The organism is Collinsella aerofaciens, assembly GCF_015670795.1.
Classification (GTDB): domain Bacteria; phylum Actinomycetota; class Coriobacteriia; order Coriobacteriales; family Coriobacteriaceae; genus Collinsella; species Collinsella aerofaciens_Q.
The window spans coordinates 19,779-27,053 of the sequence record NZ_JADPCJ010000031.1 but is presented as its reverse complement, the minus strand read 5'-3'; the positions used below and the strand labels follow the sequence as shown (position 1 = coordinate 27,053).

Below are 7,275 nucleotides of genomic sequence, written 5' to 3'. Positions count from 1 at the left end.
GTCGCGAGTTCCGCACGCAAAGGAAAGCACTTAATGTGCTTTCCGTCTTGCGCAGGACTGTAGAGCAGCAAACTTAACCCCCGCCCTCAGCCCCGGAAGCCCTCCCGGATGGCCCCAAAAAATTTTTCAAAAAAGTTGTTGCGCGCCGGACAGACTTCTGTGTATACTAATCCCCGCAGCGCACGCGAGCGGAAACAAACGCGAACGTCTGCCTGGGGAGTTAGCTCAGTTTGGTTAGAGCGCCGGCCTGTCACGTCGGAGGTCGCGGGTTCGAGCCCCGTACTTCCCGCCAACGCAATTAAAGCCACGTCTTCGGACGTGGCTTTTTGCGTTTGATGCACTTTGTTTCGATAGAACGATCGCCCTGGTGTATCTTCGCCCAGAATCCCCGCGCCTTCGGGAACGCAAGTAAAATCTAATAAGTATATCTGTCTGAACAACAGCTTTGTTGCGCAACACCTGTTCTACGAGACAGGGGGTTAGGTTATACTAAATTGCACTGTGCGCCGCATCTGATGCATTTCGCTCCAAGCGCGGCACTCAGTGGATATCCGATTTACCATTTGGATGTCCTGGCGGTCATTTAGCGTCTCGACACAAGCTCGGCCCCGGAGCTCGTTCGAGCTGTTCGTATTCCTTGAAAGGGGAAAAATGGACATATCGAGGAAGACTGATTACGCCCTTCGAATGCTGGCGATGCTTGCTGAGGATCCGGAGTGTTTGCTTTCTGTTCGCACCGCTGCCGAAGAGGTCAATGTCCCGTATTCGTTTGCCCGCTCGATTCAGCACGGTTTGGTCCAGGCCGGTATTGTGGAGAGCCTGCGTGGCGTCCACGGTGGCATGCGTCTCAAGGTCAGTCCGGACGACGTCACTATCCGCCAGGTCGTCGAGGCCGTTCAGGGTCCTATGGTTATGAACGATTGCACCGCGCCCGATGGTGACTGTGCGCGCATGGGCGCGTGCTGCTATCATCCCCTGTGGGCCGGAGCTCAGGCGTTGATGCGCGACTACCTCGATTCCGTTTCGCTCGGCGACATCGTCGCTCACCGCCAGTTCCCGGCCGTCGATCCCAAGTTCGCCGACCGCGAAGCGTTTCCCGAGTACGCCACCTGCGCGTGCGCTTACCGGGAGGAATAGCGCCGCATAAGGAGCATAGCCATGATTCAGGACCCCTTTCGTTCGATGATTCGTTCGGAAGGGGTCCTGCGTTATCGCGACCTTCCGTGGCGCCGCACACGCGATCCGTACATCATTTGGCTTTCTGAGGTCATGCTGCAGCAAACACAGGTGCCGCGTGTGGAGGCGCGCATGCCGGTGTGGCTCGATCGTTTTCCGACTGTGCAGGCGCTTGCCCAGGCCGCGCCTTCCGATGTTTTGGACGCTTGGCAGGGCATGGGCTACAACCGACGCGCTCTGGCGCTTCACGGGGCCGCTCAGCGCGTTGTAGAGGACTGGGACGGGGAGTTTCCGCGTGAGACGCGTGACTTGGTCGCTCTGCCTGGTATTGGCCCGGCAACGGCGCAGGGTATCCGTTCGTTTGCGTTTGATCTTCCGGGCGTGTATTTGGAGACCAATGTGCGCACGGTCTTTTTGCATCATTTCTTTCCCGATGTGCCGGCCGTTCCCGATTGCGAACTGGTGCCGCTGATCCAAGCTGCCTGTCCGGCGGTCCCCGGTGCGGCGGCGGACGAGATCGCGCCCTTTGCCGCGCCTCAAGACGATGCCGACACGCCGCGCGCGTGGTATTACGCATTGCTGGATTACGGCGCGTATCTTAAAAAGACACTGCCCAATCCGTCCAGGCGGTCGGCGGGCTATAGTCGTCAGTCCAAGTTTGAGGGCTCGCGCCGCCAAAAGCGCGCGCATATCGTGCGTATGTTGTTGGCAGCGCGCGATGGGCAGCCGGCGGGGATTACGCTTGCTGATGCCGTGGTGGGCGTTAACGAGATGGAAGCGGCAGCCGGTCGCGGGCCGGTCGAGTGCGACTTGATCGCGGGCATTCTAGCTGACCTGGAGCGCGAGGGCTTTTGCCGAGCCGAGGACGATCGTTGGTTGAGTGTGTAGCCCGCTCAAATCTGAAGAACGGGATTGTAAGGTTTAAATTCGCGGCTTGAGGGCATCCTAAAGACAAGGTCGCTCAAAGCCTATGGGCGGCACGTGTTGAAGGGAAGTACACCTATGGATTTTGAGAATTCCCAAACCAAGAAGAACCTCGAGACCGCTTTTGCCGGTGAGTCCCAGGCACACACCAAGTATCGCTACTACGCATCTAAGGCCAAGAAGGATGGCTACGTTCAGATTTCGAATATCTTTGCCGAGACGGCGGGCAACGAGTCCGAGCACGCCAAGCTGTGGTTTAAGTATCTGCACGACGGCGCCGTTCCGGGCACTCTGGACAACCTGCGCGACGCCGCCGCGGGCGAGAACTACGAGTGGACCACGATGTACGACGAGTTCGCCAAGACCGCCGAGGAGGAGGGCTTTGCCGAGATCGCCGAGAAGTTCCGTGGTGTCGCCGCCGTCGAGAAGGCCCACGAGGAGCGCTACAGCAAACTCGTCGAGCGCATCGAGTCGGGCGAGGTGTTTGAGCGTGAGGGCGTGAAGGTATGGAAGTGCCTGAACTGCGGGCACCTGCACGTTGGTGCCGAGGCGCCTGAGGTGTGCCCGGTGTGTAACCACCCGAAGGCGTACTTTGAGGAGCAGGTGGTGAACTACTAGCGCGTGGCGCTGGCATGAGCTGGGCCGGGAGGGCGGGATTACCTTCCCTCCCCGCTCACGGCTCCGCAGGGTCGCGTTGAGGGAAGGTAATCCCGCCCTCCCGGCCCGCTTTGGGTCGTCGCGTGCTCGCTACAGAAAAGCTGATTAGAAGTTTGTGTGCCGCCCCTTTTGGGCGGCACGTTTTGTATAGGGATTGGGTTGCGGCCATTTGGTTGATGGTTCGGTTATTTGGTTGACGGGGCTTGCTCCGGGTTGGGGCGGCGCCGTTGTTTAGGGGGTACACTGGGTGGCGACTTTTAGTTTATCTACTACCTGATGGGGTGTTTTTTATGGGCAAGAAGTCTCGGGCTCGGGTTGCTGCGGCGGGAACTCGCAAGGATCCTGGTCGTCGGGTTGCCGAGGGTAAAAAGGCCGATCGTGCCGAGAAGGACAAGAAAGTCGGCGCGCATGCTCATCCTGAGTGGGCGCCTCATTTGAATTCGGCTAGTGAGGATTTGACTGCCAAGTTGTTTACTCTGGTCGAGGTAATTTTGGGCGTGGTGCCCCTTGTGGTTATCGGTTTATTCTTGGCTTCGAAGGACGCCACGAGTGTCGATAAACTCACCGAGGTCTTTTCGCAGGACCCCTCGATGGTGGTCTCGTTTATTTCTGCGTGCTTGCAGCCGTTTGTGGCGTACATGCTGTATATGGTCTACCGCAAATACTGCGAGGGTGATGCGGGCTTTGCCGCCGGTAACCTGATCGGTCTTTTGTGCTCCGAGATCCTACTGCTCAATATCCCGGGCGTCATCGGTATGGGCATCTTGCTGTGGCGTGTTTGGCGCAACGTCGCCCCGCACTTTGAGAGCTGGTTGTTTGAACGCCGTGCAATGGGCGTGCTGGCAGACATCGCGGGCTCGCTCGTGATTCTAGCCTTGGCGTTTATGTGCGCCACCGCCACCCGAGGTCTCGCGGGCATCTAAAGCTGCCTCCACCGACTGCGGAGCACGGGGCGGGGAAACACCTTTCCCTCTCGCTCACGGCTGCGCAGGTCGCGCGAGGTAAAGGTGTTTCCCTACCCTGTGCTCCGGCTTCGGGTCGTCGCGTGCTTGCTACTGAAAAACTGATAAGAAGTTAGCGTGCCGCCCCTTTTGGGGCGGCACGTTTTTGTATGGGGTCCCTGTCTTCACAATTTCCGTCAAGCTTTTGGTTGGATTTTGGTCAGTTGGCGTAAGGGTGGAAGGCCAAAAGATTGCTGACGAAAAAAGCTCAGAGAAAGTGCTGGTAGGGGAGTTGTTGAGCTTTTCGACAGCTTTTGAGCAAAAGAAACTTTGTGGCTATTGCCGGCGATTGCGTTGTCGCGGTCATGGCGGTGCGGGATGCTGGTCGTAAGCGTCGAATGCTCCGATTTTGGAGGCCAGCATGGATCTGTTTCTTGAGACTCCGCAGCAACAAGCTGAGCGCATGCTGCGTCAGCAGCAACGACTCATGGAGATGCAAATGCAGGGGGCGGCAGCCCAGCCCCCTGCGCAAAATGCCACGCCTGTGGTTTCGCCTGCGGGCGAATCGGCACCAGAGGCCTATTCCGTACAGCAAGATTCATATGCGCAGGAGCTCGCGTTCGACAAGCGTCGTGCGCGTCGTCGCCGCGTGGGCCAGCGCCTGCGCACATTGGCGATGATCGTGCTCATCCCGCTGGGGCTTGCGGTCATCTTTCTGGCGTCGTATGCCCTCACGTGCATCCTCAACGGCGCATCGCCCAACGAGGTGCTCCAACATCTAGCGGCCCTGGGCCAGCGCCTAGGCGACGTCATAACAACCATCCGCACCGGCTGGGAGAGCTAGCGTTTGTAACATTAGGACTTCTAGGGTGTAGGGATTATCGCCACGAGCGGAATTCTTGCATCCTGTTGGTCCTGTCGTGCGACTGAATAGTGTTATTGAAGTTGAATAATAATAGGATTTGTTATGTATAAGCAGGATTTAGAGCAGACTCTGTTGGGCATTGACGAAGAGGCAGAGCTGGAAATAGGTCCAAGAGACGACAGGCCGAGCGTTGTATTGGTGGGAGGAAGCGCCTTCATGCTAAACGATGTGACGAATCGTTCGGTTACACATGACATCGATGTGTTTGAGGCGGACAGGTGCCTCCGCGAGATCATAGCTCGATACCCCGAGGTGAATGGTATGGCGGTGGCATATTGTAATCAGATGCCATTCAATTACGAAGATCGTTTGATCCACTTGGATATTGGGGCGCGTTTTATCAGGTACTTTACGCCATCCTTGGAGGATCTGGCGGTAATGAAGCTCTATGCCTTCCGTCCGAACGACATCATCGATCTTCATAGTCAGGCATTCGTCGACCGACTTGATTGGGGGCTGCTCGAACGGCTTATATTCGACGAGGGAGAAGCACTGGCGTCGTCGCCTTCGGAGCGGAGTTATCAAGAGATGGTCTGTGCATACAGGCAATACAAAAAGGAGGTGCTCGGTTGAATCTGACCTTTGAGGGATTCTTAAAAGGCTATTGCCGAGAGCTATCCGGACAGCAGTCGCTCAGTTTTAGAAAACTGGTTAAGCAAGCGACGACGGTTGCGCCGCGCGTGGCGGAGCCCCTGTTTTTGCTCGCTTTGGCACAGGGTAAAGCCGAATACGTTCTGGGCTTATCCGAGGGTTCGTGGATGGAAGAGGGTTACCGAGGCGTTTTGTCCTTGTACGCCCAAACGGGTAGCCTGGCATCTCTATGCGCCGAGGATAAACTTCCTAATCGTTATGCCAACGTTTGGCGTGCGTATAGAGCGGTGAAGGAAAAGCCAGTGGCGGACAGAAGGATCAACGCCCTGATGCGAAAAAGAACGTTGGGAGCGCTAGAGGAATCGGGCGTAACGCGCTACGGTCTCTGCCGCGATTTGAATCTGAATAAGGGAAACGTGTACGCATATTTAGCCGGTGATGACTCAAAGGTGAGCAGGGAGACGGCGCGCCGCATTATGGAATATGCGGAGGAGAGGGGCGCCCAAGAAGGGACCGGGCGCCCGGTGCGTATGGCGGGGTAAGATTGATCGCGGTTTTGATTGGTGCTCGATTGGGTTTGTTGGGCGGAGTTTATGTCTGCTATTGATATTGTGCTTGTTGTGATCGCCTTGGTGGCGGTGGGGGTTGCTGTGGCTTGCGCCCTCCAACTCAAGAGCCTGCGTGCCGAGTTGCGGGAGCGTGGCGACAGTAGCGCGGAAACGCTGGCAGCACTCGAGCAGGCTAACAAAGCGCTCGATGCCCTGAACGTCGCGCTGGCCGAAACCCGCCGCACGGCCAATGCCATCGCGCAGCAGCAGACGACCGATGCGGCCGTGGAGCAGCAACGTTACCTGACCATCGCACGCGAGTTCTCGCAAGCTGGTGACCGGATGGATGACCTGCGCCGCGAGACGGTCCAACAGCTCGGCGCCAATCGCGAGGGCATCGAGCATCGCCTGGACAAGGTGCGCGAGACGGTCGATGCTCAGCTGGGCGCCATCCGCAAGGACAACAACGTGCAGCTCGATCAAATGCGTGCGACAGTGGACGAGAAGCTCTCTCGCACGCTCAACGACCGACTGTCAGCATCGTTTAAGCAGGTGAGCGACCAGCTCGAGGCCGTGTACAAGGGCCTGGGCGACATGCAGTCCATCGCCACCGGCGTGGGCGACCTTAAGCGCGTGCTGGGCAACGTGAAGGCGCGTGGCATTTTGGGCGAGGTGCAGCTGGGTGCAATCCTGGCGGACATCCTTACACCCGACCAGTATCTGGAAAACGTCGCCACCAAGCCCGGCGCCTCGGAGCGCGTTGAGTTTGCCGTCAAGCTGCCGGTGGACGAGGGCGACCCCGTGCTGCTGCCGATTGACTCCAAGTTTCCGGGCGACGCGTACGAGCATTTGCTCGACGCCCAGGAGTCGGGTGACGCTGAGGCCGTCGCCGCAGCGCGTAAGACGCTCGACACCATGGTTAAGCGCGAGGCCAAGGACATCTGCGAAAAGTACCTGAGTGTGCCGGCAACGACCAACTTTGGCATCATGTTCGTGCCGTTTGAAGGACTGTACGCCGAGGTCGTCAGCCGTCCCGGGCTTATCGAGACCCTGGGCCGCGACTATCACGTCAACGTTGCCGGCCCCAGCACCATGGCGGCCATCCTCAACAGTCTGCAGATGAGCTATCAGACGTTTAAGTTGCAAAAACGCACCGATGACGTGCTGCGCGTGCTCTCCGCCGTCAAGGCCGAGCTGCCGCGCTATCAAAAGGCGCTGCGCCGCGCCCAGCAGCAGATCGAGACCGCGGGCAAAACGGTCGAGGGCATCATCACCACGCGCACCAACGTTATGGAGCGCAAGCTCAAGGATATCGACGCGCTGGAAGACGCCGACCAAGCCGATGAGATCTTGGGACTCACGCCCGTGGGCCTTCCCACAGACCAAGAAGACGAGGACTAATTGCAACAAGACGGCGGGGCGCCGGCGTAAACGCGGGTGCCCCGCTGCTTTTCGCATCGCGCTTGCCTGAAGTGCGCTTCAATGTGCAACAATGGCGTTTCGCCCTATCAGA

General features: G+C 58.2%; 8 protein-coding genes and 1 tRNA gene. All 9 read left to right on the top strand.

Annotated elements, in window-relative coordinates:
• The first annotated feature begins 214 nt into the window (after positions 1–214).
• The 9 genes from I4W09_RS08990 to I4W09_RS08950 all read left to right on the top strand — a co-directional run bounded on the left by I4W09_RS08990 (position 215) and on the right by I4W09_RS08950 (position 7,163).
• A tRNA-Asp gene (locus I4W09_RS08990) sits at positions 215–292 on the top strand.
• 359 nt (positions 293–651) lie between these two features.
• A complete protein-coding gene (locus I4W09_RS08985) occupies positions 652–1,137 on the top strand; it encodes an RrF2 family transcriptional regulator (protein ID WP_022094514.1) in 486 nt (161 codons plus the stop codon).
• A gap of 21 nt (positions 1,138–1,158) precedes the next feature.
• Positions 1,159–2,064 (top strand): HhH-GPD family protein, encoded by a 906-nt coding sequence (locus tag I4W09_RS08980; protein ID WP_196033768.1) that lies wholly within the window; start codon positions 1,159–1,161, stop codon positions 2,062–2,064.
• A gap of 114 nt (positions 2,065–2,178) precedes the next feature.
• Complete coding sequence (gene rbr, locus I4W09_RS08975; RefSeq protein ID WP_196033766.1) at positions 2,179–2,718, top strand: rubrerythrin; 540 nt, start codon at positions 2,179–2,181, stop codon at positions 2,716–2,718.
• 329 nt (positions 2,719–3,047) lie between these two features.
• Positions 3,048–3,680, top strand: coding sequence for a hypothetical protein (locus I4W09_RS08970; protein WP_196026328.1), 633 nt, complete (start codon positions 3,048–3,050; stop codon positions 3,678–3,680).
• Positions 3,681–4,119: 439 nt separating this feature from the next.
• Positions 4,120–4,542, top strand: a complete 423-nt coding sequence (locus tag I4W09_RS08965; protein ID WP_195521490.1) for a hypothetical protein — start codon at positions 4,120–4,122, stop codon at positions 4,540–4,542.
• 123 nt (positions 4,543–4,665) lie between these two features.
• Positions 4,666–5,196, top strand: coding sequence for a DUF6036 family nucleotidyltransferase (locus tag I4W09_RS08960; RefSeq protein WP_196033764.1), 531 nt, complete (start codon positions 4,666–4,668; stop codon positions 5,194–5,196).
• Complete coding sequence (locus I4W09_RS08955) at positions 5,193–5,756, top strand: transcriptional regulator (RefSeq protein ID WP_195361561.1); 564 nt, start codon at positions 5,193–5,195, stop codon at positions 5,754–5,756. Before I4W09_RS08960 ends, I4W09_RS08955 begins: the two co-directional genes overlap by 4 nt.
• A 51-nt stretch (positions 5,757–5,807) precedes the next feature.
• Positions 5,808–7,163, top strand: coding sequence for a DNA recombination protein RmuC (locus I4W09_RS08950; RefSeq protein WP_196033762.1), 1,356 nt, complete (start codon positions 5,808–5,810; stop codon positions 7,161–7,163).
• Positions 7,164–7,275 lie beyond the last annotated feature (112 nt).

What these genes read in the sequence shown, in the direction of transcription:
- I4W09_RS08950 (WP_196033762.1), top strand. Translation starts at nt 5,808, where the DNA reads ATGTCTGCTATTGATATTGTGCTTGTTGTGATCGCCTTGGTGGCGGTG.
- I4W09_RS08970 (WP_196026328.1), top strand. Translation starts at nt 3,048, where the DNA reads ATGGGCAAGAAGTCTCGGGCTCGGGTTGCTGCGGCGGGAACTCGCAAG.
- I4W09_RS08980 (WP_196033768.1), top strand. Translation starts at nt 1,159, where the DNA reads ATGATTCAGGACCCCTTTCGTTCGATGATTCGTTCGGAAGGGGTCCTG.
- I4W09_RS08965 (WP_195521490.1), top strand. Translation starts at nt 4,120, where the DNA reads ATGGATCTGTTTCTTGAGACTCCGCAGCAACAAGCTGAGCGCATGCTG.
- I4W09_RS08960 (WP_196033764.1), top strand. Translation starts at nt 4,666, where the DNA reads ATGTATAAGCAGGATTTAGAGCAGACTCTGTTGGGCATTGACGAAGAG.
- I4W09_RS08985 (WP_022094514.1), top strand. Translation starts at nt 652, where the DNA reads ATGGACATATCGAGGAAGACTGATTACGCCCTTCGAATGCTGGCGATG.
- rbr (WP_196033766.1), top strand. Translation starts at nt 2,179, where the DNA reads ATGGATTTTGAGAATTCCCAAACCAAGAAGAACCTCGAGACCGCTTTT.